General features: G+C 66.9%; 20 protein-coding genes and 1 riboswitch. Of the genes, 9 read left to right on the top strand and 11 right to left on the bottom strand.

Features of this window, described 5'->3' with window-relative positions; translation table 11 throughout:
- Window positions 1-35: 35 nt before the first annotated feature.
- The 9 genes from EYS42_RS03110 to gyrA form a co-directional block, all read right to left on the bottom strand.
- Entirely contained in the window at window positions 36-395 is a 360-nt protein-coding gene (locus EYS42_RS03110; protein WP_245503475.1) for a LapA family protein, read from the bottom strand.
- Window positions 396-436: 41 nt separating this feature from the next.
- The gene (locus EYS42_RS03105) at window positions 437-748 is read right to left on the bottom strand and encodes an integration host factor subunit beta (RefSeq protein ID WP_130966370.1); all 312 of its coding nucleotides are present in this window, start codon (window positions 746-748) and stop codon (window positions 437-439) included.
- Between the two features lie 140 nt (window positions 749-888).
- Window positions 889-2,574 carry a 30S ribosomal protein S1 gene (gene rpsA / locus EYS42_RS03100; protein ID WP_130966369.1) on the bottom strand — a complete coding sequence of 562 codons (1,686 nt, stop codon included), beginning with the start codon at window positions 2,572-2,574 and terminating at the stop codon, window positions 889-891.
- A gap of 170 nt (window positions 2,575-2,744) precedes the next feature.
- Window positions 2,745-4,805 (bottom strand): bifunctional 3-phosphoshikimate 1-carboxyvinyltransferase/cytidylate kinase, encoded by a 2,061-nt coding sequence (locus EYS42_RS03095; RefSeq protein WP_130966368.1) that lies wholly within the window; start codon window positions 4,803-4,805, stop codon window positions 2,745-2,747.
- Between the two features lie 139 nt (window positions 4,806-4,944).
- Window positions 4,945-5,835 carry a prephenate dehydrogenase gene (locus EYS42_RS03090; RefSeq protein ID WP_130966367.1) on the bottom strand — a complete coding sequence of 297 codons (891 nt, stop codon included), beginning with the start codon at window positions 5,833-5,835 and terminating at the stop codon, window positions 4,945-4,947.
- Between the two features lie 21 nt (window positions 5,836-5,856).
- On the bottom strand, window positions 5,857-6,984 hold the full coding sequence (pheA, locus tag EYS42_RS03085) for a prephenate dehydratase (protein ID WP_130966366.1): 1,128 nt from the start codon (window positions 6,982-6,984) through the stop codon (window positions 5,857-5,859).
- Entirely contained in the window at window positions 6,977-8,092 is a 1,116-nt protein-coding gene (gene serC / locus EYS42_RS03080; RefSeq protein WP_130966365.1) for a 3-phosphoserine/phosphohydroxythreonine transaminase, read from the bottom strand. Before serC ends, pheA begins: the two co-directional genes overlap by 8 nt.
- Before the next feature lie 13 nt (window positions 8,093-8,105).
- Window positions 8,106-8,747, bottom strand: coding sequence for a hypothetical protein (locus tag EYS42_RS03075; protein WP_130966364.1), 642 nt, complete (start codon window positions 8,745-8,747; stop codon window positions 8,106-8,108).
- Between the two features lie 75 nt (window positions 8,748-8,822).
- Window positions 8,823-11,486 (bottom strand): DNA gyrase subunit A, encoded by a 2,664-nt coding sequence (gene gyrA / locus EYS42_RS03070; RefSeq protein WP_130966363.1) that lies wholly within the window; start codon window positions 11,484-11,486, stop codon window positions 8,823-8,825.
- Between the two features lie 309 nt (window positions 11,487-11,795).
- On the opposite strand from gyrA, the gene ompA reads away from it, so the two are divergent.
- The 9 genes from ompA (at window position 11,796) to EYS42_RS03025 (ending at window position 23,708) form a co-directional block, all read left to right on the top strand.
- On the top strand, window positions 11,796-12,443 hold the full coding sequence (ompA, locus tag EYS42_RS03065) for an outer membrane protein OmpA (protein ID WP_130966362.1): 648 nt from the start codon (window positions 11,796-11,798) through the stop codon (window positions 12,441-12,443).
- 238 nt (window positions 12,444-12,681) lie between these two features.
- Window positions 12,682-12,810: riboswitch (guanidine-I (ykkC/yxkD leader) on the top strand.
- Window positions 12,811-12,866: 56 nt separating this feature from the next.
- Window positions 12,867-13,871 (top strand): ABC transporter substrate-binding protein, encoded by a 1,005-nt coding sequence (locus tag EYS42_RS03060; protein WP_130966361.1) that lies wholly within the window; start codon window positions 12,867-12,869, stop codon window positions 13,869-13,871.
- Between the two features lie 7 nt (window positions 13,872-13,878).
- Window positions 13,879-14,709: an ABC transporter permease gene (locus EYS42_RS03055; RefSeq protein WP_130966360.1), complete on the top strand. Its 831-nt coding sequence runs from the start codon at window positions 13,879-13,881 to the stop codon at window positions 14,707-14,709.
- A gap of 1 nt (window position 14,710) precedes the next feature.
- Window positions 14,711-15,541, top strand: a complete 831-nt coding sequence (locus tag EYS42_RS03050; RefSeq protein WP_130966359.1) for an ABC transporter ATP-binding protein — start codon at window positions 14,711-14,713, stop codon at window positions 15,539-15,541.
- A 104-nt stretch (window positions 15,542-15,645) separates the two neighbouring features.
- A complete protein-coding gene (locus EYS42_RS03045) occupies window positions 15,646-16,455 on the top strand; it encodes an urea amidolyase associated protein UAAP1 (protein ID WP_130966358.1) in 810 nt (269 codons plus the stop codon).
- A gap of 10 nt (window positions 16,456-16,465) precedes the next feature.
- Window positions 16,466-17,137, top strand: coding sequence for an urea amidolyase associated protein UAAP2 (locus EYS42_RS03040; protein WP_130966357.1), 672 nt, complete (start codon window positions 16,466-16,468; stop codon window positions 17,135-17,137).
- A 3-nt stretch (window positions 17,138-17,140) separates the two neighbouring features.
- Window positions 17,141-20,797, top strand: a complete 3,657-nt coding sequence (gene uca / locus EYS42_RS03035) for an urea carboxylase (protein WP_130966356.1) — start codon at window positions 17,141-17,143, stop codon at window positions 20,795-20,797.
- A gap of 5 nt (window positions 20,798-20,802) precedes the next feature.
- Window positions 20,803-22,716: an allophanate hydrolase gene (atzF, locus tag EYS42_RS03030; RefSeq protein ID WP_130966355.1), complete on the top strand. Its 1,914-nt coding sequence runs from the start codon at window positions 20,803-20,805 to the stop codon at window positions 22,714-22,716.
- An 80-nt stretch (window positions 22,717-22,796) separates the two neighbouring features.
- Window positions 22,797-23,708, top strand: a complete 912-nt coding sequence (locus EYS42_RS03025; RefSeq protein ID WP_130966354.1) for a hypothetical protein — start codon at window positions 22,797-22,799, stop codon at window positions 23,706-23,708.
- On the opposite strand, the gene EYS42_RS03020 is transcribed toward EYS42_RS03025, so the two are convergent.
- The gene (locus EYS42_RS03020) at window positions 23,660-25,276 is read right to left on the bottom strand and encodes a GMC family oxidoreductase (protein ID WP_130966353.1); all 1,617 of its coding nucleotides are present in this window, start codon (window positions 25,274-25,276) and stop codon (window positions 23,660-23,662) included. The genes EYS42_RS03025 and EYS42_RS03020 overlap by 49 nt on opposite strands.
- Entirely contained in the window at window positions 25,273-25,803 is a 531-nt protein-coding gene (locus EYS42_RS03015) for a hypothetical protein (protein WP_130966352.1), read from the bottom strand. The genes EYS42_RS03020 and EYS42_RS03015 overlap by 4 nt, the downstream gene beginning before the upstream one ends.
- Window positions 25,804-26,015: the final 212 nt, after the last annotated feature.

Raw genomic sequence — 26,015 nt, 5'->3', positions numbered from 1 at the left:
GCGGGTGCAGATCGGTGTGCAGATCAGCGGGCAGGTCATCGAGCAGGTTTTCGCGGCGCAGCCACATCGGGCGGGGCGGGCAGCTGCGACGGCAGGGTGGTGGGGTTGTCGCGTTCGGCCTGGGCTTGCTGACGGGCCTGATTGGCTGTGGCATCGGCCATCAGGTGCAGGCGCTTGCGGGCATCGCGGCGGTGACGCCACCAGCTGGGCACCATGGCCACCACGCCGACGGCACAGCCCACACCGAACACACCCAGGATGACGAACACCATGGGGGCCTGCCAGCTGTATCCGAAAAACCCTTTGACCTCGACCGCGTGCTGATTCTTGAGCGCGAAGGCGAACAGGATCAGGAACAGAACGGCTCGCCAGAGCCAGGTCAGGGTGCGGATCAAGGGCGTGCTCCCGGTGCGTGGCAGTTCAGAAGACCAAAAGGTCAGTCTTTGTCAGGGCGCGCGGCGTTGCCGCCGGGCGCGTCCACCGATTCTCGCAGGGCTTTGCCGGGTTTGAAGTGGGGCACCAGCTTTTCAGGGATCAGCACCTGCTCGCCCGAGCGCGGGTTGCGGCCCATGCGGGGCGGGCGGCGGTTGATCGAAAAGCTGCCAAAGCCGCGCAGTTCGATGCGGTGCCCCCTGGCCAGGGCCTCGGACATGGCGTCGAGGATGGTCTTGACGGCGAATTCGGCGTCACGCTGGGTGAGCTGGCCGAAACGCTCGGCCAGTTGGGCCACGAGGTCAGAACGGGTCATGGAACGAACAACGCAGATTTTGTGGCGGGGGCTGTGATGAAAAGGCCGGCGGCCTGCTCATCACAGCCCCCAGGGCTGCCTGGCCCGACGGGTGTCGGGTCAGACCTCTCTGGGGGCTGCAGAGGTCAGAACGTGGGCGATCAGCCGTTGTTCTGGTCCAGCTTGGCCTTCAGCAGGGCGCCCAGGCTGGTGGTGCCGGAGCCTTCCTTGGTGGTGTCGGCGCGCAGCGACTGCAGAGCTTCTTGTTGCTCGGCGTTGTCCTTGGCCTTGATCGACAGCTGGATGTTGCGGGTCTTGCGATCCACGTTCACGATCACGGCGGTGACTTCGTCGCCTTCCTTCAGCACGTTGCGAGCGTCTTCGACGCGGTCACGGCTGATTTCGGAGGCGCGCAGGTAACCGATGATGTCGTCACCCAGGGTGATTTCGGCACCCTTGGCGTCCACGGTCTTGACCACGCCGGTCACGGTCGCGCCGCGATCGTTCAGGGTGGTGAAGTTGGTGAACGGGTCAGCGTCCAGCTGCTTGATGCCCAGCGAGATGCGCTCGCGCTCGACATCGATGGCCAGCACGATGGCTTCGACTTCCTGGCCCTTCTTGTAGTTGCGAACGGCGGCTTCGCCGGGTTCGTTCCACGACAGGTCGGACAGGTGCACCAGACCGTCGATGCCAGCGGCCAGACCCACGAACACGCCGAAGTCGGTGATGCTCTTGATGGGGCCCTTGACCTTGTCGCCGCGGTTGAAGTTCTGAGCGAAGTCGTCCCAGGGGTTCGGCTTGCACTGCTTCATGCCCAGCGAGATGCGACGCTTGTCTTCGTCGATCTCCAGGACCATGACTTCCACTTCGTCGCCCAGGTTGACGATCTTGTTGGGGGCCACGTTCTTGTTGGTCCAGTCCATTTCGGAGACGTGCACCAGGCCTTCGATGCCGGGTTCGATCTCGACGAAAGCGCCGTAGTCAGCGATGTTGGTGACCTTGCCGAACAGGCGGGTGCCCGAGGGGTAACGGCGCGAGACGCCCACCCACGGATCGTCGCCCATCTGCTTCAGACCCAGCGAAACGCGGTTCTTCTCGGCGTCGAACTTCAGGACCTTGGCGGTCAGCTCTTGACCCACGGTCACCACTTCGCTCGGGTGACGGACACGGCGCCATGCCATGTCGGTGATGTGCAGCAGGCCGTCGATGCCGCCCAGGTCCACGAACGCACCGTATTCGGTGATGTTCTTGACCACGCCGGCGACGATGGCGCCTTCGCGCAGGGTTTCCATCAGCTTGGCGCGCTCTTCGCCCATCGAAGCTTCCACCACAGCACGGCGCGACAGCACGACGTTGTTGCGCTTGCGGTCCAGCTTGATGACCTTGAATTCCATGGTCTTGCCCTCGAAGGGCGACATGTCCTTCACGGGGCGGGTGTCCAGCAGCGAGCCGGGCAGGAATGCGCGGATGCCGTTGACCAGAACGGTCAGACCGCCCTTGACCTTGCCGTTGACGGTGCCGGTGACGAAATCGCCCGATTCCAGAGCGGTTTCCAGCGACAGCCACGAAGCCAGACGCTTGGCCTTGTCGCGCGACAGGATGGTGTCGCCGTAGCCGTTTTCGATGGCGTCAACAGCCACCGACACGAAGTCGCCCACCTGGACTTCGATCTCGCCCTGGTCGTTCTTGAATTCGTCGATGGGCACATAGGCTTCCGACTTCAGACCGGCGTTGACGACCACGAAGTTGTGGTCCAGAGCCACCACCTCGGCGGTGATGACTTCGCCAGTGCGCATGTTGGCGCGCTGCAACGACTCTTCAAAAAGGGCGGCAAAAGATTCAGACATGAAGGTTCCTGTGTCGGCGTGAACCGACGGTGACGCTGGGCTCGCCAGGGAACAACGAGGCAGCGGTTGAGTTGATGAACATGACACGCGCAACCCCGGGCGGGGTCGAGACCTGCCTGGCAACCGGGCGGCTGCCAAGGCGTGTCACAGCCTTGAAGTGCCTTGCGCGATCACGCCTGGGGCGCGACCACATGGGGCCACCCGTCTGTCCACCAGCCCAGCACCAGTTCGACGGATTCGTCGATGCTCAGGTGCGAGTTGTCGAGCAGTCGGGCGTCTGCTGCCGGGACCATCGGCGACGCGGTGCGCTGCTTGTCGCGGGCATCACGCGCTTCCAGATCGGAGCAAATCTCGTCGAGGGTAACAGAAAACCCTTTGGAAATCAATTGCTTATGGCGGCGCTCGGCGCGCTCTGCCACGGAGGCGGTCAGGAACACCTTCAGGCCCGCGTCCGGGAAGATCACGGTGCCCATGTCACGGCCATCGGCCACCAGGCCGGGCAGGCGGCGGAAGGCCACCTGCTGCTCGACCAGCGCCTGGCGCACGCCGGGCAAGGCCGAGATCTTGGAGGCGGTCTGGCCGACTTCTTCCTGGCGCAGTTCGGCCGACACGTCGGCGCCGTCCAGCCAGACGTGTTCCCCTTCGAAGCGCAGGGGGATTTCGTGGCCCAGCTGGCGCGCCAGGGCCACCAGGCCGGCTTCGTGGTCGTGCGGCACGCCGCGGCCCAGGGCCAGCAGGGCGGTGATGCGGTACAGGGCGCCCGAATCGAGGAACTGGTAGCCCAGGCGGGCGGCCAGTGCGCTGGCCAGGGTGCCCTTGCCCGAGGCCGAGGGGCCGTCGATGGTGATGACCGGGATCAGGCGGGGCTCGGTGCGCGCCACCTGGAACAGGGCCTCGAAGTAGTCGGGGAAGGTCTTGGCCACGCAGCGCGGGTCTTCGATGCGCACTGATACGGTCTGTCCTGCCGGCACGGTGGGCGCCAGCGGGTGGAAGGCGGCCAGCGAAAAGCACATGGCCATGCGGTGGTCGTCGTAGGTGTGGATGCTGGCGTGCTGCCAGGCGCCTGTGGCCGGCGGGGTCACGGTGATGAAGTCGTGGCCTTCTTCGACCACGGCGCCCAGCTTGCGCAGCTCGCAGGCCATGGCGGCGATGCGGTCGGTTTCCTTCACGCGCCAGCTGGCGATGTTGCGCAGGCGGGTGGTGCCTTCGGCGTACAGCGCCATCACTGCCAGGGTCATGGCCGCGTCGGGGATGTGGTTGCAGTCGAGGTCGATGGCCTTGAGCGGCCAGGCCCCGCGCTGGATTTCCAGCCAGTTGGGCCCGCCCGTGACCTGCGCGCCCATCAGGCGGGCGGCCTCGACGAAGCGGATGTCGCCTTGAATCGAATCGAGCCCCACGCCTTCGATGCGCACCGGGTGGCCCTGGCCTGCAATGGCGCCGGTGGCGATGAAGTACGAGGCCGACGAGGCATCGGCCTCGATGTGGATCTCGCCGGGCGACTGGTAGCGGCTGCCCTGCGGGATGACGAAGCGCTCCCAGCCTTCGCGGCGCACGGCGATGCCGAAGCGCGCCAGCAGGTTCAGCGTGATCTCGATGTAGGGCTTGGAAATCAGTTCGCCCACCACCTCGATGACCAGGTCGTGGCGGTCGGACACCAGGGGCAGGGCCAGCAGCAGCGCGGTGAGGAACTGGCTGGACACGTCACCGCGCACCTTGATGGGGGCGGTGAGGTTCAGCGAGCCGCCGGCCAGCTTCAGGGGCGGGTAGCCCTCGTTGCCCAGGCATTCGATGTGGCAACCCAGGGGGCGCAGGGCTTCGACCAGGTCGCCAATGGGGCGCTCGTGCATGCGGGGCACGCCGCGCAGCTCGTAAGTGCCGCCCTGGGTGGCCGACAGCAGGGCCAAGGTGGCCGTGAGCGGGCGGATGGCCGTGCCGGCGTTGCCCATGAACAGCTGGGCTTCTTTCACCTGGGGGGTGCCGGCCAGGCCGGTGATCTCGAGCACGTCGTTGCGGCCTTCGTGCACCTGGCGGATGTCGCAGCCCAGGGTGCGCAGGGCATCGAGCATGACGCGGGTGTCGTCAGAGGCCAGCAGGTCGTGCACGCGGGTGGTGCCGGCGCACAGGCCGGCCAGCAGCAGCACGCGGTTGGAAATGCTCTTGGAGCCGGGCAGGCGCACGGCGCCCGAGGCGTCGAGCAGCGGGGGCAGGTCGAGGAAGGCGGTGGTGTACATGGCGCGTTCAGTCAACAGGTGCACGCTGCGGGGCTCGACAAGGCGGGCGCCGGGGCGGCACGGGCCGCACGGAGGGCATCCGGGCGGCCGGGGGATTCAAAGGTGGCGGTGCGCCGGGGCGCGCCGCCGCAGGCAAGGTTCAGCGGCTGGCCGAAGGCTTGGCCGGTGGGGCATTGAGCGACCACTGGCTGCGTGACGACGAGGCCGACTGGATCTGCTGCTCCAGCGATTCGCCGTTCCAGTCTCGCATGCTGCGCTCCATGGCGTCCAGCGCAGCACGGAACGCTTCCGACTGTCGCAGCACCTCTTCGCGGTTGGACAGCAGGATGTCGCGCCACACATTCGGGTCGCTGGCGGCAATGCGCGAAAAATCGCGGAAGCCGGGGCCGGCCAGTTGCAGGAACTCCTTGCCGGCGGGCTGGCCATTCATGGCGTTCAGGTAGGCGAAAGCGATCAGGTGGGGCAGGTGGCTCACGGCGGCGAAGGCCGCGTCGTGGTTCTCGGGGGTCATCTTGAGCACCTGGCAGCCGATGGCCGCCCACACGTCGGTGGCTTTCTGCACCAGCACGGGGTCGGTCTGCTGCAGCGGGGTCAGGATGACCTTGCGGCCCTGGTAGAGCTGCGGGTCAGAGTGTTCCACGCCGGCCACTTCGCGCCCGGCAATCGGGTGGGCGGGCACGAAGGAGGGCAGGCGCTCTTTGAGCACGCGCCGGGCGGCATCGACCACGTCGCGCTTGGTCGAGCCCACGTCCATGAACAGCACGCCCGGATCGACCAGGTGGCGGATGGCGCGGAAGGTGCCTTCGGTGGCGGCCACGGGCACGGCGATCAGCACGATGTCCGAGCCCGAGACGGCCAGCAGGGCCGATTCGGCGGCCACGTCGATCACGCCCAGGCGACGGGCTTTCTCCACGGTGGAGGGCGATTTGCTGTAGCCGACCACGCGGCGCACCAGGCCGGCCTTCTTGAGGGCCAGGGCGAACGAGCCGCCCATCAGGCCGCAGCCGATCAGTCCGAGCTGGTTGAACATGTCTGATCCAGATCCCAAAACTCAGTGCAGGTCCAGCGGGAAGCTGCCCAGCAGTTTGAACATGCGGCTTTGCGCCTGCAGCGCATTCAAGGCAGCGGCCACCGCGGGCTCGTGCTGATGGCCGGCCAGGTCGATGTAGAACACGTAGTCCCACTGGCCCGAGCGTGCCGGGCGCGACTCAAAGCGGGTCATGGACACGCCGTGCTGCTTGAGCGGCACCAGCAGGTCGTGCATGGCGCCCGGGCGGTTGTCGACCGAGACGATCAGGCTGGTGCAGTCGTGACCCGTGGGGGCGGACGGTGGTTGTCGCTCCGGGCGGGTCAGCACCACGAAGCGTGTGCGGTTGTGGGCTTCGTCCTGCACGGCGCGCTGCACCACATGCAGCCCGAACATGGAGGCCGCACGCTCGCTGGCCAGGGCCGCCACGCTGGGGTCACCGGCTGCCAGGCGTGCGCCTTCGGCGTTGCTGCTCACGGCGTGGCGTTCAGCCTGGGGCAGGTGCTGGCTCAGCCAGTGCTGGCATTGGGCCAGGGCCTGCGGGTGGGCCGCCACCGAGGTGATGCCGTCCAGGCTGGGGGTGCTGCGCAGCAGGTTGTGCTGCACCAGCAGCGAGGTTTCACCCACCACCACCAGCGGCGACTGCAGCAGCAGGTCGAGCGAGCGCGCCACCACGCCTTCGGTCGAGTTCTCGATGGCCACGACACCGAAATCGGCCGAGCCGGCCTCGGTGGCACGGAACACTTCGTCGAAGTTCGCGCAAATGACGGGTTCGATCGAAGAACCGAAGTATTTCAGTGCGGCCTGTTCGGTGAAGGTGCCCACTGGGCCCAGGAAGGCCACACGCTGCTTCGATTCGAGGGCGCGGCAGGCCGACATGATCTCGCGCCAGATGGGCGCGATGCTGTCGGGCAGCACGGGGCCGGGGTTGGCCTGCTTCAGGCCTTCGATGACCTGGATCTCGCGGTCGGGGCGGAACACGGGCGAGCCGTCGATCTTCTTGACCTCGCCCACGGCCTGGGCCAGGCGCGCGCGCTGGTTCAGCAAGGTCAGCAGCTGGCGGTCGACGCTGTCGATGCGCACGCGCAATTCGCCCAGCTGCTCGGCCACAGGGCGGCCGTCGGGCACGAAGTGATCGGGTTGATCAGCCATGGCGCTGCGCGAAGTCTTTCATGAAGTCGACCAGGGCCTGCACGCCGGCCAGGGGCATGGCGTTGTAGATCGAGGCGCGCATGCCGCCCACGCTCTTGTGGCCCTTGAGTTGCAGCAGACCGGCGGCCTTGGCCTGGGCCAGGAAGGCGTCGTTGTGCGCTTCGTTCTTCAGGAAGAAGGGGATGTTCATGCGCGAGCGGCAGTCGGCGCCCACGCGGTTCTCGTAGAAGCCCGAGCCGTCGATGTAGCCGTACAGCAGGTCGGCCTTGGCGATGTTGCGCGCCTCGATGGCGGCCAGGCCGCTGAGCTCGCCTTCCTGCTGGCGCTTGATCCACTGGAAGACCAGGCCGGCCAGGTACCACGCGTAGGTGGGCGGCGTGTTGTACATCGACTCGTGGTCGGCCACGATCTGGTAGTCGAAGCCCGAGGGCGTAATCGGCAGGGCGCGGCCCAGCAGGTCTTCGCGCAGGATGACCAGGGTCAGCCCGGCAGGGCCGATGTTCTTCTGGGCGCCGGCATAGGCCACCCCCACACGCGACCAGTCGATCGGGCGCGAGGCGATGTGCGACGAGCAGTCGATCACCAGCGGGGCCTTGCTGCCCAGCGAGGCCAGGTCGGGCAGCTCGTGCATTTCCACGCCATGGATGGTCTCGTTGCTGCACACGTGCACGTAGGCCGCGTCGTCGCTGAGCTGCCAGCTGCCGAAATTGGGCAACCGGGTGTGCTTGTCGGCCTCGTTGGTGGCCGCCACGTTCACCTGGCAGTACTTGCGCGCCTCTTTGGCCGACTTCTGTGACCACGAGCCCGTGACCACGTAGTCGGTCTGGCCACCTTCCGACAGGTTCATCGGCAAGATGGCGTTTTCGGCGATGGCGCCCCCCTGCATGAACAGGATCTTGTAGTTCGCAGGCACCGACAGGATGTCGCGCAGATCCGTTTCAGCCTGCTCGGCGATGGAGATGAACTCCTTGCCACGGTGGCTCATTTCGAGCACCGACATGCCGCTGCCTTGCCAGCTGAGCATGTCGGCTGCCGCCTGCTGAAGCACTTCTTCAGGCAGGGCGGCCGGGCCGGCCGAGAAGTTGTAGGGGCGCTGAGGGGTCGTCATCGGAAAGAAAGGCTCACTTGCCTTTGGGTTGAGCGGCCGGCTGACCACCTTGCTGACCACCTTGTTGGGCGGCTTGTGCGGCCTGGGCTTGAGCGGCCATCTGGCTGAGCTTGCCGTCGGTCGCCTTGTCCAGGATCTTGCGGATGTTTTCCTGAGCGGCTTGCAGCTTGGGGTCGACCTGCGGGCGGGCGTCGGCCACGGCCTGCTCAACCAGGTTCTTGCTCAGCTCGGGCAGCATGGTCTGGTACTTCTTGAGCACGGGCGATTCCAGCATGGTCACCAGCTGCTTGAGTTCGTCGTCGGTGAACTTGCCTTCGATGCCGCTCAGCACAGCGCCCTGGCTGACCTTGTTGGTGCTGGCGCGCACGATGGGGCCGGCGGCATCGAGGTACTTCTTGATTTCGGCATCGACGGCCTTGCCGGTGGCTTCACGCTTTTCAGGGGCCACGGCCTGGGCCAGGATGGGCTGGGCGGCGGCCACCAGCTGGCGGGCCGGGGCTTCGGCCAGGCCGCGTGCGGTGGCTTCCAGCGAGGCTTGCTGCACGGCCACCAGCTTCTGAACCAGTTCCTTGCGCGACTGAGCGTGAGCGGTCAGGCTGGTGGCGGCCAGGGCAGTGGCCATCACGGCGGCCCACACGGTCTTCGTCAGTTTCATGGTGTTTCCTTGAGTTGGCTTGCCTGTCGGCGACAGGCTATGCCGGTTGGTGTCAGAAGCAGGCCCGGGGTTCCATCAGGCCTCGGTGCCGCCGGAGGCATCGCCTTCGCCGGTCGCGCCGTCGGTGTCGCCACCCTCAGCGCCTTCGGCCCCGTCGGCCTGGCTTTCGCTGGCGTCGTTTTCGACAATGCGTTGCAGACCGATCAGCTTGGCGCCTTCGTCCAGGGCGATCAGGGTCACGCCCTGGGTGGCGCGGCCCAGTTCACGGATCTCGGCGACGCGGGTGCGCACCAGCACGCCCTTGTCGGTGATCAGCATGATTTCGTCGTCGGCGTGCACCAGCGTGGCGGCCACGACCTTGCCGTTGCGCTCGCTTTGCTGGATGGCGATCATGCCCTTGGTGCCACGGCCGTGGCGGGTGTATTCGACGATGCTGGTGCGCTTGCCGTAACCGTTCTCAGAAGCGGTCAGCACAGACTGCGTTTCGTCTTCTGCCACCAGCATGGCGATGACCGACTGGCCTTCTTCCAGCATCATGCCGCGCACGCCGCGGGCGCTGCGGCCCATCGGGCGCACGTCGTCTTCGTCGAAGCGCACGGCCTTGCCGCCGTCAGAGAACAGCATCACGTCGTGCTTGCCGTCGGTCAGGGCCGCGCCCACCAGCACATCACCCTCGTCCAGGCCCACGGCGATGATGCCGGCCTTGCGGGGGTTGCTGAAGTCGGTCAGCGGGGTCTTCTTGACCGTGCCCATGCGCGTGGCCATGAACACGTAGTGGTCTTCAGGGAAGCTGCGGAACTCGCCGGTCAGCGGCAGCACCACGTTGATCTTCTCTTCGGGCTCCAGCGGGAACATGTTGACGATGGGCTTGCCGCGCGAGTTGCGCGAGCCCTGCGGCACTTCCCACACCTTCAGCCAGTACACGCGACCCCGGTTGCTGAAGCACAGGATGTAGTCGTGGGTGTTGGCGATGAAGAGCTGGTCGATCCAGTCGTCTTCCTTGGTGGCGGTGGCCTGCTTGCCGCGGCCGCCGCGCTTCTGGGCGCGGTACTCGCTCAGGGGCTGGCTCTTGATGTAGCCGGTGTGCGAGAGCGTCACCACCATGTCGGTGGGCGTGATCAGGTCTTCGGTGCCCAGCTCTTGCGCGTTGTGCTCGATGGTCGAGCGGCGTGCGCCCAGTTTGGTCTGGCCGAATTCCTGCCGGATGACCAGCAGCTCGTCGGAAATGATGGTCGAGACACGCTCGGGCTTGGACAGGATGTCCAGCAGGTCGGCGATCTGTGCCATGACCTCGCGGTACTCGCCGATGATCTTGTCCTGCTCCAGGCCGGTCAGGCGTTGCAGGCGCATCTGCAGGATTTCGCCAGCCTGGTCTTCGCTCAGGCGGTACAGGCCATCGGGCTGCATGCCGAATGCGGCGGGCAGGCCTTCAGGGCGGTACAGCCTGGCGTCACCGTCGACACGCGACAGCATCTCGCGCACCAGGCCCGAATCCCAGCTCTTGCTCATCAGGGCCTGCTTGGCCACCGGCGGGGTGGGGCTGGTCTTGATGGTTTCGATGAACTCGTCGATGTTGGCCAGCGCCACGGCCAGGCCTTCCAGCACATGGCCGCGTTCGCGCGCCTTGCGCAGTTCGTACACCGTGCGGCGGGTGACCACTTCGCGGCGGTGCTCCAGGAAGACCGTGATCAGGTCCTTCAGGTTGCACAGCTTGGGCTGGCCGTCGATCAGGGCCACCATGTTGATGCCGAAGGTGTCCTGCAGCTGCGTCTGCTTGTACAGGTTGTTCAGCACGACCTCAGGCACTTCACCGCGCTTGAGTTCGATCACCACACGCATGCCCGACTTGTCGGACTCGTCCTGGATGTGGCTGATGCCCTCGATCTTCTTGTCGTTGACCAGCTCGGCGATGCGCTCGAGCAGGTTCTTCTTGTTCACCTGGTAGGGGATCTCGTCGACGATGATCGCCTGGCGGTCGCCCTTGCCGATGTCTTCGAAGTGCACGCGGGCACGCATGACCACGCGGCCGCGGCCGGTGCGGTAGCCTTCGCGCACACCGCTGAGGCCATAGATGATGCCGGCCGTGGGGAAGTCGGGTGCCGGGATGATCTCCATGAGCTCATCGACGCTGCACTCGGGGTTCTTCAGCGAGTGCAGGCAGGCATCGACCACCTCGTTGAGGTTGTGAGGCGGGATGTTGGTGGCCATGCCCACGGCGATACCGGCCGAGCCGTTGACCAGCAGGTTGGGCAGGCGGGTGGGCAGCACCAGCGGCTCTTTTTCCGAGCCGTCGTAGTTGGGGCCGAAGTCGACGGTTTCCTTGTCGATGTCGGCCAGCATTTCGTGGGCGATCTTCGACAGGCGGATTTCGGTGTACCGCATGGCCGCGGCGTTGTCGCCGTCAACCGAACCGAAGTTGCCCTGGCCGTCGACCAGCATGTGGCGCAGCGAGAAGTCTTGCGCCATGCGCACGATGGTGTCGTACACCGCCGAGTCACCGTGCGGGTGGTACTTACCGATCACGTCGCCCACGATACGGGCCGACTTCTTGTAAGGCCGGTTCCAATCGTTGTTGAGCTCGTGCATCGCGAAGAGCACGCGGCGGTGCACCGGCTTGAGGCCGTCGCGGGCATCGGGCAGGGCACGGCCCACGATCACGCTCATCGCGTAATCGAGGTACGAACGCCGCATCTCCTCTTCGAGGCTGATGGGCAGGGTTTCCTTGGCGAATTGCGTCATGCGTGGCGGGTGTTCTGGCGACAGGCTCTCAGGCCTTCACGAAACAACCATTGTAAGTCCGCGCTGCGCTGGCCTTTTCGGGGGCTTTTCAGGCTGTTTTTCCGAGGATGGGTGGCCATCACCCCGGCATCGCCCAAAGGGATTGTGTTGCACTTGCAACATTCCTTGCTATGCGGGGTCCCACATGGCGTGCCTGCAACCCATTGGTTTCCCCTGTGGCAGAATGAATTGACTACGTGCTGCTCGGGGTAACCCTTGCCCGGACGGCGTCCATTGCAGCCAGGCTGCTCCATCATCGAGAGGATTCACATGAAGAAACTGAACCGCGTCGCCGCTCTGTTCGCCGTTGCTGCCCTGTCGGCTGGTGCCGCTCAGGCCCAAGCCATCGACAACTGGCGCGCCACCGACGGCACCGTCTGGAAGAACGGCACCAACGAACTGTGCTGGCGTGATCAGTTCTGGACCCCGGCCACCGGCGTGCAAGGTTGCGACGGCGTTCCCGCTCCTGCTCCCAAGGCTGCGCCCGCACCCGCTCCGGCTCCTGCCCCGGCTGCAGCCCCCGCCCCGGCTCCCGCTCCTGCCGCCCCCGCTGCTCCGGCCGTGGAAAAGGTGAGCTTCGCCGCTGACGCCTTCTTCGACTTCGACAAGGCTGTGCTGAAGCCCGAAGGCAAGGCCAAGCTGGACGACCTGTCGGACAAGGTCAAGGGCCTGAATCTGGAAGTCATCATCGCCACCGGTCACACCGACTCGAAGGGCACCGACGCTTACAACCAGAAGCTGTCGGTCAAGCGCGCTGACGCTGTCAAGGCCTACCTGACTGGCAAGGGCATCGACGCCACCCGCGTGTACACCGAAGGCAAGGGCGAAGCCCAACCTGTGGCCGACAACAAGTCGGAAGAAGGCCGCGCCAAGAACCGCCGCGTTGAAATCGAAGTGGTCGGCACCCGCGCCAAGTGATTTCCGGCTTCGGCCTGAATGAAAAAACCCCGCCTCGGCGGGGTTTTTTGTTGCCTGTGCATGCCCTGTCTGGTGCCGGTTGGGTGCTGAAGTGATCCCTGTGCACATGTCTGGTGCGCTGGGTTTGTCCCAGAGCCGCGCCGCAGGGCGGCGCCGGGCCCGCTGTGCAGGGGGTGCCTCCCTGGCACGTTGCTTGCTAAATCACAGGCAAGGGAGGCAGCCACAGTCGCTGCATTCACGAAAGGGTCGCTAGGGTTCCGATGCCGTGCAGTGGTCGCCACGCGCGGTGTGTCTGGTCCGAGAGCAACCGGCCTCAAGGGCCCTCGACGGCACTCAGGCTCCACGGCGGGACAAAAGCCCGGGAGATCACTTCGCGACGAGGTGGCCTCCCAGCTTTTGGTCCTACTGTCTGGAGTCTTCGAGATGCCCCAATCATTCTTTGAACGTGTGTCGGCTGGCGTGGTGTCCAGCATCCTGGCCGGTGTCGTCGCCGCATCGGCCCTTGTGGCAACGCCCGCGCGCGCCGAGGTCAAGGTCGGGGTCTCCGACTGGCCGGGCTGGGTGGCCTGGTATGTGGCCGAGCAAAAAGGCTTCTTCAAGAAGCACGGTGCCGACGTCAAGCTGGTCTGGTTTGCCAACTACACCGACTCCATCTCGGCCCTGTCGGCGGGGCAGCTCGACGCCAATTCGCAGACCTGGTCCGACACCATGGGCCCGCTGGCCAAGGGCCTGCCGCTGAAGGTGGTGCTGGTCAACGACAACTCGGCCGGCAACGATGCGCTGGTGGTCAACCCCAAGATCAAATCCTTCAAGGACCTCAAGGGCAAGTCGGTGGCGCTGGAGCAGTACAGCGTGTCGCACTTTGTGCTCGTCAATGCCCTGGCCAAAAACGGCATGAAAGTGAGCGACATCAAGCTGGTGAACCTGGCTGCCGGTGATGCCGCTGCCGCCTTCATGAGCGGCCGTGTCGATGCTGCCGTGGTTTGGAACCCCTGGATCCACCAGATCGAAAGCAGCGGCAAGGGCAAGGCCCTGTTCACCTCGAAGGACCTGCCGGGCCTGATCCCCGATCTGCTGGTGGCGCAGGACAAGGCCATCAAGGCCAAGCGCAAGGACCTGGTCGGCATGGTCAAGGCCTGGTTCGACACGGTGGCCTTCATCCAGGCCAAGCCCGACGAGGCGGCGGCCATCATGGCCAAGGTGGTCAGCCTCAAGCCCGATGAATACAAGGTGTTCCTGCCGGGCACCCGCTTCTTTGACGCCAAGCTGAACCAGGAGGCCATGGGCCCGTCCACGCAGCCCCTGTCGCTGCTGGGTGTGGCGCCCACGGTGGTGAAGTTCCTGAGCGAGAACAAGCTGATCGAAGGCACGCCCGATGTCAGCAAGGCCATCGACACGACACTCCTGGCCGACGCGCTGAAGAAGTGAGCTCGGCATGGCGATCGCACCGAGCCCCACGCCTGTCGCCACCACCGGCCCACGCTGGTGGGTGGTGCGTGGCAGCATCCCTTCAAAAGCCTATGCGCTGCTGGCCCTGATCGGGCTGGTGTTGCCGCTGCTGGGCTGGTGGCTGGCCACGGCGGTGGCCGGTGCCGACGCCGTGTTCCTGCCTTCGCCTGGGCAGGTCTGGCAGCGCGCCGTCGATTGGTGGCGCGAGGCCGACCTGGCCGGCGACATCCTGATCAGCGTGTGGCGCGTGGTGGGGGGCTTCCTGCTGTCGGCGGCGATCGCCTTGCCGCTGGGCCTGATGATCGGCACCTTCCGCGTGGTGCAGGCCCTGCTGGAGCCGCTGACCGATTTCATCCGTTACATGCCGGCGGTGGCCTTCATCCCGCTGGTGATGCTGTGGGTGGGCATCGACGAATCGTCGAAGGTGGCCATCATCTTCATCGGCACCTTCTTCCAGATGGTGCTGATGGTGGCCGAAGACGTGCGCCGCGTGCCCATGGCGCAGATCGAGGCCGCGCAGACCATGGGCGCCACGCGCACCGAGCTGGTCGAAAAGGTGGTGTTCCCCTCGGCGGCACCGGCCCTGATGGACACGTTGCGCGTGACCATGGGCTGGGCCTGGACCTACCTGGTGGTGGCCGAACTGGTGGCTGCCAACTCGGGCCTGGGCTACGCCATCCTGAAAGCCCAGCGCTTCCTGCAGACCGACAAGATCTTCGCCGGGATCATCCTGATCGGCTTGATCGGCTTGGTGATCGACCAGCTGTTCCGCTGGGCGCATCGCAAGGCTTTTCCGTGGCTTTACCTGAAAGGCTGACATGACGCCCAAGATCGATGTGCGCCAGCTGTTCAAGCGCTACGAAGGCGCTGCGCACGACGCTCTGCAGAACGTGAGCCTGCAGATCCAGCCCAACGAGTTCGTGACCTTCGTGGGCGCCTCGGGGTGCGGTAAATCGACCTTGCTGCGCACCATCGGGGGGCTGGAGCACCACACCGGTGGCGAGTTGCAGGTCGATGGCCTGCCGGTGAAGGGCCCCGGCCCCGAGCGCGCCATGGTGTTCCAGCATTACAGCCTGTACCCGTGGATGTCGGTGCGCGAGAACATCAAGTTCTGCCGCCAGCTCAAGGTGCACACGAACGAGCGCACCAGCGCCGATGTGGAAGCGGCAGCTGGCCGGGCCGATGCACTGCTGCGCCTGATGGGCCTGGGCCATGTGGCCGATGCCTGGCCCAACCAGCTGTCGGGCGGCATGCAGCAGCGGGTGGCCATTGCGCGGGCCTTGATGAGTCGCCCCGAGATCCTGCTGATGGACGAGCCCTTCGGCGCACTGGATGCGCAGACCCGCGAGGTGATGCACGACCTCATCCTGCACGTGCACCGCCTGGAGAAGGCCACCATCGTGTTCGTGACGCACGACGTGGAAGAGGCCATCTACCTCGGCCAGCGCATCGTGCTGATGGCGCCGCGCCCTGGCCGCATCGACACCATCTACGAGGTGCCGCTGCCGGCGCAGCGCACGCAGGACATGAAGCACGCGCCCGAGTTCCTGCAGCTCAAGCGCCAGATTCTCGACCGCATCAAGGAGACCTCGGGCATGAAAACCGACCTCGATCTGCTGGAGCAGCTGTCGCGCACGGCCGAGGCCTGACCCCGTCTGCTTCACGACCTGCTTCACGACCTGCAACACGATTTGCATTGAACCCCTGTGACCTGTGTGCGGGCGCCTGCCATGGCCGCCCGCTGGGAGACCTCATGTCTGAACACGCCCAACACCTGCTTGACAACCCGCTGGCCCACCAGCCTGTTGATGCCCACCCGCACTGGCAACGCTTTGCCCCTGACCTGCCAGCCGGGCAGGTGGTGTTCAGCGAGGTGGTGCCCGGTGGTGGCCACTGGAGCTGGCGCCTGCGCCGCGGCATGGCCTTGCGCTTCGCGGCGCTGGACGACACCTGCAACGCCTCGGTGGTGCTGTATGCCGCGCACGACCCGCTGGAGCGCTACAACATGCCCGACAGCCTGAAGGCCCAGCACACGGCGCACTACACCCGAGGCCATGTGCTGATGAGCGACATGGGCCGGGCCATGGCCTCGGTCACGCACGACACCGTGGGCTGGCACGACCCGCTGGGCGCCTTGCTCGACACGCCGCGCATGAACCGCCAGTATGGCGAGCGCCGTTTCGAGGCGCACCGCAACGCCATGTACCGCAGCGGCAAGGACGGCCTGCTGATCGAGATCGGCAAACACGGCCTGGGCCCGCGCGACCTGATCGCGCCGGTGAACCTGTTCAGCAAGGTGAGCGTGGACGAAGCCGGGGCCTTCCACTTCCACCCGGGGCATGCGCCCAAGGGCAGCGTGGTCGAACTGCGCATGGACATGGACGTGATCGTGGCCCTGAGCACGGCCCCGCACCCGCTGGACCCCCGCACCACCTACGCCCCCGGCAAGGTGGGCGTGGCCGCCTGGCGCTGTGGCCCCGCGCCGGCCGATGACCACTGCCGCCACTTCCGCCCCGAATGCGCCCGTGCGCACCACAACAGCGACGTGTTCGCCCTGTGCTGAGGAGCCCGCCATGACCGCATCGACCAACGCATCGCTTCCATTCCCAGGCCTGCGCGCCAGCACGCTGGACCCGGCCCAGGCACACACCCGCCACCGCCAGCCCGCCGGCGAGCCCTGGCTGACCGAGATCAAGCAGGGGCAGACCCTGCGCATCCTCGACCTGGAGGGCAACCAGGCCGTGGACATCATCTTCTACAACCGCCACGAAGTGGGCGAGCACTACAGCGCCACCGACACCATGCTGGCGCAAGGCGGCATTTACCTGAGCACGGGCTCGGTGCTGATGAGCAACGAGGGCCGACCCATGCTGACCATCGTGGCCGACACCTGCGGTCGCCACGACACCCTGGGCGGCGCGTGCGCTTCTGAAAGCAACACGGTGCGCTACGCGCTGCAAAAGAAGTTCATGCACTCGTGCCGTGACAACTACCTGCTGGCCATGGCCCAGGTGGATGCCGGCCTGAGCAAGCGCGACCTGGTGCCCAACGTCAACTTCTTCATGAACGTGCCGGTCACGCCCGAGGGCGGCCTGAAGTTCGACGATGGCGTGTCGGGCCCGGGCAAGTACGTGGAGCTGCGCGCCGAGATGGACCTGTGGATGCTGGTGTCCAACTGCCCGCAACTCAACAACCCCTGCAACGCCTACAACCCCACGCCGGTGGAATTCCTGATCTGGGACTGAGCCATGTTCACCAAGGTACTGATTGCCAACCGCGGGGCCATTGCCTGCCGCATCATCCGCACGCTGCGGCAGTTGGGCGTGCGCAGCGTGGCGGTGTATTCCAAGGCCGATGCCGCCTCACGCCATGTGCGCGAAGCCGATGAGGCCTACTGCATCGGCGAAGCGCTGGCCAGCGAGAGCTACCTGCGCCAGGACGTGATCCTGCAGGTGGCGCGTGATTGCGGCGCCCAGGCCATCCACCCCGGCTACGGCTTCCTGTCGGAAAACGCCGGCTTTGCCCAGGCCTGCGAAGACGCGGGCATTGCCTTCATCGGCCCGGCGCCTGCGCACATGCAGGCCTTCGGCCTCAAGCACACGGCGCGCGAGCTGGCCGAGCGCTGCGAAGTGCCCCTGCTGCCCGGCAGCGGCCTGCTGGCCGATGCCGAGGTGGCGGTGCAGGAGGCCGCCCGCATTGGCTACCCGGTGATGCTCAAGAGCACGGCGGGTGGTGGCGGCATCGGCATGCGCCTGGTGCGCAGCGATGCCGAACTGCGCGAGGCCTTCGCCTCGGTGCAGCGCCTGGCCAGTGCCAACTTCAAGGATGCCGGCCTGTTCCTGGAGAAGTTCGTCGAGCAGGCCCGTCACATCGAGGTGCAGGTGTTCGGCGACGGGCAGGGCGGTGTGATCGCCCTGGGCGAGCGCGACTGCTCGGTGCAGCGCCGCAACCAGAAGGTGATCGAAGAGACCCCGGCCCCCGGCCTGAGCGAGGCCCAGCGCCAGAGCCTGCAGGCCACGGCCGTGCGCCTGGCTCAGGCCGTGAACTACCGCAGTGCAGGCACGGTCGAGTTCGTGTACGACGCGGCCGTAGGCCATTTCTATTTCCTGGAGGTCAACACCCGCCTGCAGGTGGAGCACGGGGTGACCGAGCAGGTCAGCGGTGTGGACCTGGTGGCCTGGATGGTGCAACTGGCCGCGGGCGACCTGCCACCCCTGCACACGCTGCAGCCTGTGCTGCGTGGCGCCTCCATGCAGGTGCGCCTGTACGCCGAAGACCCGGCCCGCAACTTCCAGCCCAGCACCGGCGTGCTGACCGAAGTGGTGTGGCCCCAAGGCCCGCGCATCGACACCTGGGTGGAGCGCGGCAGCGAAGTGCCCGCCTACTACGACCCCATGATTGCCAAGCTGATCGTGACGGCCGACACCCGCGAGCAGGCCCTGGCGCGCATGGCCGAGGCCCTGGCCCACACCCGCATCGCTGGCATCGAGACCAACCTGGCCTACCTGAGCCGCATCGTGGCCGATCCGGTGTTCCAGCAAGGGCGGCAGATCACGCGCTTCCTGTCGACCCTGGCCTATCAGGCGCAGGCCCTGGAGGTGCTCGAAGGCGGCGTGCAGACCACGGTGCAGGACTGGCCCGGCCGCCAGGGCCACTGGGACGTGGGTGTGCCCCCTTCGGGCCCCATGGACGCCTACGCCCACCGCGCTGCCAACGCCCTGGTGGGCAATGCGCCAGAGGCCGCCACCCTGGAATGCGTGATGAGCGGGCCCAGCCTGCGCTTCCACCACGAGGCCGTGGTGGCCGTGACCGGCGCCCCGGTGGACCTCACGCTCGATGGCCGGCCGCTGGCCCCCTGGGCCTCGCACCTGATCCCGGCCGGTGGCGTGCTGCGCATCGGCCGCATGGCCGACACCGGCTGCCGCGCCTACCTGGCCGTGGGCGGTGGCCTCGACGTACCGCTGTACCTGGGCAGCCGCAGCACCTTCACGCTGGGTCAGTTCGGCGGCCACGCCGGGCGCACCTTGCGCGTGGGCGACATGCTGCACCTGGCCGCTCCGCATGAAGGCGTACCTGGCCAGCAGGCCCCGGCGGCCCTGGTGCCTGCCTTTGCCCACCACTGGGACATTGCGGTGCTGTACGGCCCGCATGGCGCGCCCGATTTCTTCCTGCCGGACGATGTGGACACCTTCTTCGCGACCGACTGGCAGGTGCACTACAACTCCAGCCGCACCGGGGTGCGCCTGATCGGCCCCAAGCCGCAATGGGCCCGCCGTGACGGTGGCGAAGCCGGGCTGCACCCGTCGAACATCCACGACAACGCGTACGCCATTGGCGCCATCGATTTCACCGGCGACATGCCCGTGATCCTGGGCCCCGACGGCCCCAGCCTGGGCGGCTTCGTGTGCCCCGCGGTGGTGGTCGATGCCGAGCTGTGGAAGCTGGGCCAGCTGCGCCCGGGAGACACGGTGCGCTTTCACCGCATCAGCGCCGATGCCGCCCAGGCCCGCCGCGCCGCAGTGGATGCGGCCCTGGCCGCCCTGCAGGCTGCGCCTTCGGTGCCCGCTGTGTTGCCCGCACCCGCGAAGCTGCCGAGCTTGCCACTGAAGCCGGTGGACGCCCCCCAGGCCTGCCCCAGCCCCATCCTGCTGTCCGACCCGGCCCGCGACGACGTGCCGGCCATGGTGATCCGCCAGGCCGGTGACCGCTACGTGCTGGTCGAGTTCGGCCCCTTGGTGCTGGACATCGAACTGCGCCTGCGGGTGCACGTGCTGATGCTGGCCCTGCAGGCCCAGCGCGATGCTGGCGAGCTGCCGGGCATCGTCGACCTGACCCCGGGCATCCGTTCGCTGCAGGTGCACTTCGACCCGGCCGTGCTGCCCCGCGCCATGCTGATGGCTGTGCTGCAACGCACGGAGGCCCAGCTGCCCGCGGTGGACGACATGACCGTGCCCAGCCGCGTGGTGCACCTGCCCCTGGCCTGGAACGACAGTCAGACCCGCCTGGCCATCGAGAAATACATGCAGTCGGTGCGGCCCGATGCCCCCTGGTGCCCCAGCAACATCGAGTTCATCCGCCGCATCAACGACCTGCCCGATGCACAGGCCGTGCACGACCTGTTCTTCGACACCCGCTACCTGGTCATGGGCCTGGGTGACGTCTACCTGGGCGCCCCTGTGGCCACCCCGCTCGACCCGCGCCAGCGCCTGGTCACCACCAAGTACAACCCGGCGCGCACCTGGACCCCGGAAAACGCCGTGGGCATCGGCGGCGCCTACCTGTGCGTGTACGGCATGGAAGGCCCGGGCGGCTACCAGTTCGTGGGCCGCACCGTGCAGATGTGGAACCGGTGGCGCCATGGCCCGCAGGCCGGCCCCGAGTTCACCCAGCCCTGGCTGCTGCGCTTTTTCGACCAGCTCCAGTTCCACCCCGTCAGTGAAGACGAGCTGATGCAGTGGCGCGCCGAGTTCCCGTTGGGTCAGCGCTCGCTGCGCATCGAGCACACCACCTTCAGCCTGCGCGAGTACCGCGCCTTCCTGGCGCGCGAGGCCGACAGCATCGCCGCCTTCAAGCAACGCCAGCAGGCCGCCTTCGAGGCCGAGCGAGAACGCTGGCGCGCTGCGGGCCAGGCCGAATACGTCAGCGAAGACACTGCCGCGGCCCCTGTGGTCGATGACGACCGGCCCGAGGGCGCCCAAGGTGTGGTCTCGGCTGTGCAGGGCAGTGTGTGGCAGGTGCAGGTGCAGGCCGGCCAGGCGGTCGAGGCCGACCAGGTGCTGGTGGTGGTCGAGTCGATGAAGATGGAGTTCGCCATCACGGCCCCGCGCGCCGGGCGGGTCTGGAATGTGCTGGTGAAAGAAGGCGGGGCCGTGCAGGCCGGACAAGACGTGGTGGTGCTGGAGTGAGCAACATGGACAACACAAGCAACATGCAGGCGATCTCTTTCGACATGCAGACCCTGGGTGAGGCCCTGCAGGCCGGCCACATCACACCAGTGCAGGTGGTGCAGGAGGTGGTGCGCCGCATCGGCGACGACCCGCACCACGCCTGGATCAGCCGGTTCACCTTGGAGCAGCTCACTCAGCGGGCCGAGGCCCTGATGGCCCAGGGCCCGCAAGGCAAGCCGCTGTACGGGTTGCCCTTTGCCGTGAAGGACAACATCGACCTGGCGGGCCTGCCCACCACAGCCGCCTGCCCCGAGTTCGCGCAGGTGCCGGCCCAGAGCGCCACCGTGGTGCAGCGCCTGATCGACGCCGGTGCGATCCCGATTGGCAAGACCAACCTCGACCAGTTCGCCACGGGCCTCAATGGCAGCCGCTCGCCTTACGGGGCCTGCCGCAACGCGGTGGACCCGGCCTTCGTCTCGGGGGGCTCCAGTTCGGGCTCGGCCGTCTCGCTGGCGCTGGGGCAGGTGAGCTTTTCGCTGGGCACCGACACCGCAGGCTCGGGCCGGGTGCCGGCAGCCTTCAACCAGCTGGTGGGCCTCAAGCCCACGTGCGGCCTGCTCAGCACCCAGGGCGTGGTGCCGGCCTGTCGCTCGCTCGATGCGGTGAGCATCTTCGCCTTCACGGCCGAAGATGCCTTGCGCGTGCTGGCCGTGGCCCAGGCGCGTGACCCGCTCGATGTCTATTCGCGCCCGGCTCAGCCCCATGGCTTTGACGTGGGCCGCCCACCCCTGGGCAATGCGGTGCCGCGTGTGGGCGTGCCCCTGCCCGCGCAACGGGTGTTCCTGGGCGATGCGGCCACGGTGCAGGCCTGGCAAGCCGCCTTCGAGCAGGCCATCGACCACGCGCGTGCCCTGGGGCTGGCCGTGGTCGAAGTCGACATCGAGCCGCTGCTGGCCACTGCGCGCCTGCTGTACGAAGGCCCGTGGGTGGCCGAGCGTTACCTCGCCATCCGCGACTTCATCGAGGCCCAGCCCGAGGCTGTCTTCCCCGTCACCCGCGAGATCACCCTCGGCGGCAAGGCTCCCTCCGCCGCCGATGCCTTCGCGGCGCAGTACCAGTTGCAGGCGTTGCGCACCCAGGCCCAGGCGCTGTGGCAACAGGCCGATGTGCTGCTGATGCCCACGGTGCCCTGTCACCCGCGGCTGCAGGCCTTGCTGGCCGACCCCATCGGCCTGAATTCGCACCTGGGTCGCTACACCAACCACCTGAACCTGCTGGACTGGGTGGGCGTGGCCGTGCCCTCTGGCCGCGTGCTCGATCAAGGGGTGGACATGCCCTTTGGTGTCACCTTGATGGGCCCGGCCCACCAGGACGTGCCCTTGCTGCACCTGGCCGCCCGCTGGCAGCGGGCGCTGGCTGAGCGCTGTGCTGCAGCGGCCACGCTGGGCGCCACCGGGCAGCCGCTGCCCGCATCGACGGGTTTTGAGGCCTTGCGCGCCAGCCTGCCGGGGCTGGCGCCCAGCGGCATGGTTCAGGTGGCCGTGTGCGGTGCCCACCTTCAGGGGCAGCCCTTGAACTGGCAGCTCACGCAGCGTGGCGCGCGGCGTGTGGCCTGCACCCACACCAGCCCCGACCACCGCCTCTACGAACTGGCCAAGGGCCCTGTGCCGGTGCGCCGGCCCGCCCTGGTGCGCATGGCCGCCGGGCAGGGTGACGGTGCCGCCATCGAGGTGGAGGTGTGGGAGATGCCGGTGGCCCATTTCGGCAGCTTCGTGGCCGGCATCCCGGCACCGCTGGGCATCGGCCGCACCCGCCTGGCCGACGGCCGCGAGGTGCCAGGCTTCATCTGCGAGCCCTCGGCCCTGGTGGGCGCCACCGATGTCACCGAGTGGGGAGGCTGGCGGGCTTGGCTGAACTCCGGCAAAACACCCCCCTAACTTGAAGTGCCTCGCCTTGTCGAGGCGGGGGCTTTCGCGGAGCATTGCACGGTTTTCGAACCCGCTGCCTTTGCTGGCCCATGCTGCGCACCCCTCCAGATTCACCCGACACCCTGCTGCGTCGCTCCACCATGGCCATGGTGCTGGCCATGGCGCTGGCGGGCGCCGCCTTGCTGGTGGCCTGGGGCCCGGTCAATCTGGTGCCCCACATGCACGAGTTTGCGGGCTCTGACACCCGCTGGAGCATTCCGGCGGCCTTGTTGGTGCTCAGCCACATGCCGCTGCTGCCGATCGGCATGTGGGGCTTGTGGCGGGTCAGCCGCCTGCCTGCGCATGAGCCCTTGAAACTGCTGTGGGGTACCTTTTTCGTGTGCCAGATGCTGGCCACGGTGGGCGGGCAGGTCTACCACTGGGCCCCCAGCGACGCCACCTTCATCTGGGACCAGGTGCCCAAGTCAGCCGCCTGCGCGCTGTTCGCGCTGGCCTTCCTGGGCGAGCGCATCGACCGCCGATTTGGCTCGCCGGTGGCGGTGCTGTGCGGGGTCATGGCCTCCCTGCTGGGGTGCATCTGGTGGCTTTACAGCCTGCATGTGTGGGGTGCGGGCGATCTGCGTCCATTATTCTGGCTGGAGTTGTCGCCCCTGGCGCTGGTGGCCGCTGGCGCCTGGACGCTCAAGGGGGATCTGCTCTTGTCTCGGGCCGACTGGCTGCGTTCGCAGTTCAGCTTTGCCGTGGCACAGACAGTTGATTGGGCCGATGTCTGGATCTACGAGACCACCCAGGGCTGGATCAGCGGCCATGCGGTGCGGCATCTGGCCCTGGCGGCCTGTGTCGGCTGGGTGGGCTACCGCCTGGGGGCCGGGCAGCGCCAGGCCCACCGAGACGCCACCATGACCACGGGCCCCGAAGGGCCCGTGAATGTGCAAGCGGTCGGGGGGCAGGCTCAGGCGGCCAGCGACACATCCTTGCCGGTGAGCTTGCGCGCCAGCTGAGTGGCCAGGCGGTTGGTCAGACCATAGATCGACAGCTGCGGGTTGGCGCCCAGCGAGGTGGGGAAGAGCGAGCCGTCGTGCACCGACAGGTTCTTGACCTGCCAGTGGGTGCCGTCGGCGCGTACCACCCCTTGCGCTTCGGTGCCACCCATGCGGCAGCCCCCCATCACGTGGGCACTGCCCAGACCGGTCTTGAAGGGCTCCATGGCGAACTGGTCGATGGCCGCCTTGGCTTCGGCCATGTTGCTGAAGTAGCGGCCCTGCGCGTGGTAGGGCAGCACCTTTTGCGCACCGGCGGCGAACTGGATCTCGGACATGGCCAGCAGCGAGCGCTTGGCGCCCTCCAGCACATAGGGCGTGATCGGGTAGTTCAACAGGGGCGAGCCGTCGATGTTCAGCATCACGGTGCCGCCCACGGCGTCCGGGTGGAAGCCGTCACGCAGCAGCGACAGCAGCAGCTGGGTGTTCGGGTAGTGCTTGAAGCGCTCGGCCAGGTCAGCGCCCACACCGCCCAGCAGCACCGAGGTCAGGCCCGGGTGCATGGGCGTGGCTTCGATCTTGAAGCCCATGGGGCCATCGACCGGCTGCGTGTGCAGGTAGTGGTCCGAGTAGATGGTCTGCGGCGCACCGGCCCAGCCTTCCACCTTGTCGCTGAACACGCCCGACGAGAAGGTCACCGGGTGCAGGAAGGTGCGGGTGCCCAGGATGCCGTGCGGGTCGGGGGTGTCCGAGCGTTTGAGCAGGGCCGGCGAATTGATGGCGCCGCCGGACACCACATAGTGCTTGGCCACCACGCGCATCTGCTTGTCGCTCACGCGGTCGCCATTGACGCGGATGCCCGAGCAGACCACACCCTGCACCTCGCCATTGCTGATCTCGAGTTTTTCGGCGCGGGTCTGGTGGTACAGGCGGGCACCGTTGGTCAGGGCCGTGGGGATCGTGGTGATCAGCATCGACTGCTTGGCATTGGTCGGGCAGCCCATGCCGCACGAGCCGGTGTTCCAGCAGCCCTTCACGTTGCGCGGGATCACCTTGGCCGTGATGCCCAGCTTGCTGGCTCCTGTGCGCAGCAGCTCGTTGTTGGGGTTGGGGGCAGGCTCCCAAGGTTCGACGTTCAGGCGCTTTTCGGCGCCTTCGAACCAGGGGGCCATGGCCTCCTTGTTGAGTTCTTTCAGGCCAAACTGGTCTTGCCAGAACTTCAGGGTGTCGTCCGGGGTGCGGAACGACGAGGTCCAGTTGATGACCGTGGTGCCGCCCACGCAGCGCCCCTGCAGGATGGACATGCTGTTGTCCATCGTCGCGCGGGTGGCGCTTTCCTGGTACAGGTCGTTGTAGGCCTGGGTCTCGGTCTGGTTGAAGTCGGTGCTGGTGCGCAGCGGCCCTTCTTCCAGGATGACCACATCCAGGCCGGCCTTGGTCAGCAGCTCGGCCGTGATGCCGGCGCCTGCGCCCGAACCGATGATGGCCACGTCACAGGTGATCTTCTCGGGCAGGCCCAGTTCACCATTGAACAGCTTCCACTGGTGCTGTGCCTGGCCTTGGCGGAAAACGTCAGGGAGCTTGCTCATATCGACATCGGGCCGGGGTAGCCGGTCAGGTTCCAGTGCGTGGGTTGCGAGAAGAAGCACAGCGTGGTCAGGGCACGAACGGCCGAGAACAGCACATTGGGCACCAGATGTTCGGACATCTGCATGCTGCGCAGCACCTGCTGGATCTGTTCGTCAGAGGCTTCGTCCCAGGAGGTCCACAGGCCCACCGCCAGGTAGCGCGTGGGAGCGTTGGCCAGCAGGCTGGCCACCAGGTTGATCTGGTCGCGCTTGGCCGAGGGCAGGTTGTTGTACAGGCGCTCGAGGTCCTGCATGTGCTCGTTGAGGATGCGGTCGCGCTCGACGCCCGCCGGCAGCATCTGCGCCAGCACGCCTCGGGCCACGCCACGGAACACCTTTTCGCCGGCCGGCGTGAGGCGGCCTTTGTCAAAGCCCCGGTTCCACCACATGCCCCCACCGAGGGCGCCTCCGACCACACCGATGGCCACCGCGGTTTTCAGGAACCAGCGGCGCTTGGGCGAGGCGGGCGAATCTTGTCCTGCGCTCATGCTTGTCTCTCTCCGGCAGGGCCAGCCTGCGACCATCGGATGATAAAGGAAACGTTTGATTTCACATCAGGGTGAGACCGCACGTGCAGGCCCTGTCCAGGGGGCATCCGGCGTCATGCAACAGGCTTGCGGCGTCATTTGTCATGCATCGTGGTCTGGAAAACACGTCTGTTTATTGCAGAATGCCTGCAATCGTGCGGTGGAGACGCGCG

The organism is Aquabacterium lacunae (assembly GCF_004310865.1).
Lineage (GTDB): Bacteria > Pseudomonadota > Gammaproteobacteria > Burkholderiales > Burkholderiaceae_C > Aquabacterium > Aquabacterium lacunae.
The sequence above is the reverse complement of the archived record's forward strand: the minus strand, read 5'-3'. Positions and strand labels throughout refer to the sequence as shown.